General features: G+C 51.6%; 1 rRNA gene (only partly in view). It reads right to left on the minus strand.

The features are described 5' to 3' along the window. Window positions 1-2,500: ribosomal RNA gene (locus tag ACRSCF_RS30335) — 23S ribosomal RNA — on the minus strand (it extends past both window edges: 150 nt to the left, 226 nt to the right).

Raw genomic sequence — 2,500 nt, forward strand, 5'->3', positions numbered from 1 at the left:
TGCTTTCAGCGGTTATCTCTTCCACACTTAGCTACTCGGCAATGCCACTGGCGTGACAACCGATACACCAGAGGTGTGTCCACTCCGGTCCTCTCGTACTAGGAGCAGGCTTCCTCAAATCTGCAGCGCCCACGGAAGATAGGGACCAAACTGTCTCACGACGTTTTAAACCCAGCTCACGTACCTCTTTAAATGGCGAACAGCCATACCCTTGGGACCGACTACAGCCCCAGGATGAGATGAGCCGACATCGAGGTGCCAAACACCGCCGTCGATATGAACTCTTGGGCGGTATCAGCCTGTTATCCCCAGAGTACCTTTTATCCGTTGAGCGATGGCCCTTCCATACAGAACCACCGGATCACTATGTCCTGCTTTCGCATCTGCTCGACTTGTCAGTCTCGCAGTTAAGCACGCTTATGCCATTGCACTATCGTCACGATGTCCGACCGTAACTAGCGTACCTTCGAACTCCTCCGTTACGCTTTGGGAGGAGACCGCCCCAGTCAAACTGCCTACCATGCACTGTCCCCGATCCCGATAAGGGACCTGGGTTAGAACCTCAAACGCACCAGGGTGGTATTTCAACGTCGGCTCCATGAGAACTAGCGTCCTCACTTCAAAGCCTCCCACCTATCCTACACAGATCCGTTCAAAATCCAATACAAAGCTACAGTAAAGGTTCATGGGGTCTTTCCGTCTTTCCGCGGGGAGATTGCATCATCACAAACATTTCAACTTCGCTGAGTCTCTGGAGGAGACAGTGTGGCCATCGTTACGCCATTCGTGCAGGTCGGAACTTACCCGACAAGGAATTTCGCTACCTTAGGACCGTTATAGTTACGGCCGCCGTTTACTGGGACTTCAATCAAGAGCTTGCACCCCATCATTTAATCTTCCAGCACCGGGCAGGCGTCACACCCTATACGTCCACTTTCGTGTTTGCAGAGTGCTGTGTTTTTATTAAACAGTCGCAGCCACCGATTTTTTGCAACCGCTTTGGGCTCCCTTTGTACAAGTTCACCTACTTGCGGCATACCTTCTCCCGAAGTTACGGTATCAATTTGCCGAGTTCCTTCTCCAGAGTTCTCTCAAGCGCCTTAGAATACTCATCTCGCGCACCAGTGTCGGTTTGCGGTACGGTCGTGTGTAGCTGAAGCTTAGTGGCTTTTCCTGGAAGCAGGGTATCACTCACTTCGTCTGCAAGCAGACTCGTTATCACCCTCATCTAAGCCCGGCGGATTTGCCTACCAGGCACGACTACAGGCTTGAACCAACATATCCAACAGTTGGCTGAGCTAACCTTCTCCGTCCCCACATCGCACTACACATCGGTACAGGAATATTGACCTGTTTCCCATCAGCTACGCATCTCTGCCTCGCCTTAGGGGCCGACTCACCCTACGCCGATGAACGTTGCGTAGGAAACCTTGCGCTTACGGCGAGGGGGGCTTTTCACCCCCTTTAACGCTACTCATGTCAGCATTCGCACTTCTGATACCTCCAGCACCCGTTACCAGGCACCTTCACAGGCTTACAGAACGCTCTCCTACCACTTGCAATAAATTGCAAATCCGCAGCTTCGGTAACTGGCTTAGCCCCGTTACATCTTCCGCGCAGGACGACTCGATCAGTGAGCTATTACGCTTTCTTTAAATGATGGCTGCTTCTAAGCCAACATCCTGACTGTTTTAGCCTTCCCACTTCGTTTCCCACTTAGCCAATTTTAGGGACCTTAGCTGGCGGTCTGGGTTGTTTCCCTCTTGAGTCCGGACGTTAGCACCCGGTGCTCTGTCTCCCAAGCTGTACTCTGCGGTATTCGGAGTTTGCATAGGTTTGGTAAGTCGCCATGACCCCCTAGCCTAAACAGTGCTCTACCCCCGCAGGTAATACTTGAGGCACTACCTAAATAGTTTTCGGAGAGAACCAGCTATTTCCAAGTTTGTTTAGCCTTTCACCCCTATCCACAGCTCATCCGCTAGTTTTGCAACACTAGTCGGTTCGGACCTCCAGTACCTGTTACGGCACCTTCATCCTGGCCATGGATAGATCACTTGGTTTCGGGTCTACACCCAGCGACTGGACGCCCTATTCGGACTCGATTTCTCTACGGCTCCCCTATTCGGTTAACCTTGCCACTGAATGTAAGTCGCTGACCCATTATACAAAAGGTACGCAGTCACCCTTGCGGGCTCCTACTTTTTGTAAGCATGCGGTTTCAGGATCTATTTCACTCCCCTCCCGGGGTTCTTTTCGCCTTTCCCTCACGGTACTGGTTCACTATCGGTCGATGATGAGTATTTAGCCTTGGAGGATGGTCCCCCCATATTCAGACAGGGTTTCTCGTGCCCCGCCCTACTTTTCTCTAGCTCAGTACCACCAGTCGGTTTTCACATACAGGGCTATCACCTACTATGGCCGGACTTTCCATTCCGTTTTGTTAACCGTCTGACTATCACTAGAAGGCTGTTCCGATTTCGCTCGCCACTACTTTCGGAAT

The sequence above is a fragment of the Delftia sp. 11MD genome (genome assembly GCF_050907895.1).
GTDB lineage: Bacteria > Pseudomonadota > Gammaproteobacteria > Burkholderiales > Burkholderiaceae_C > Comamonas > Comamonas tsuruhatensis.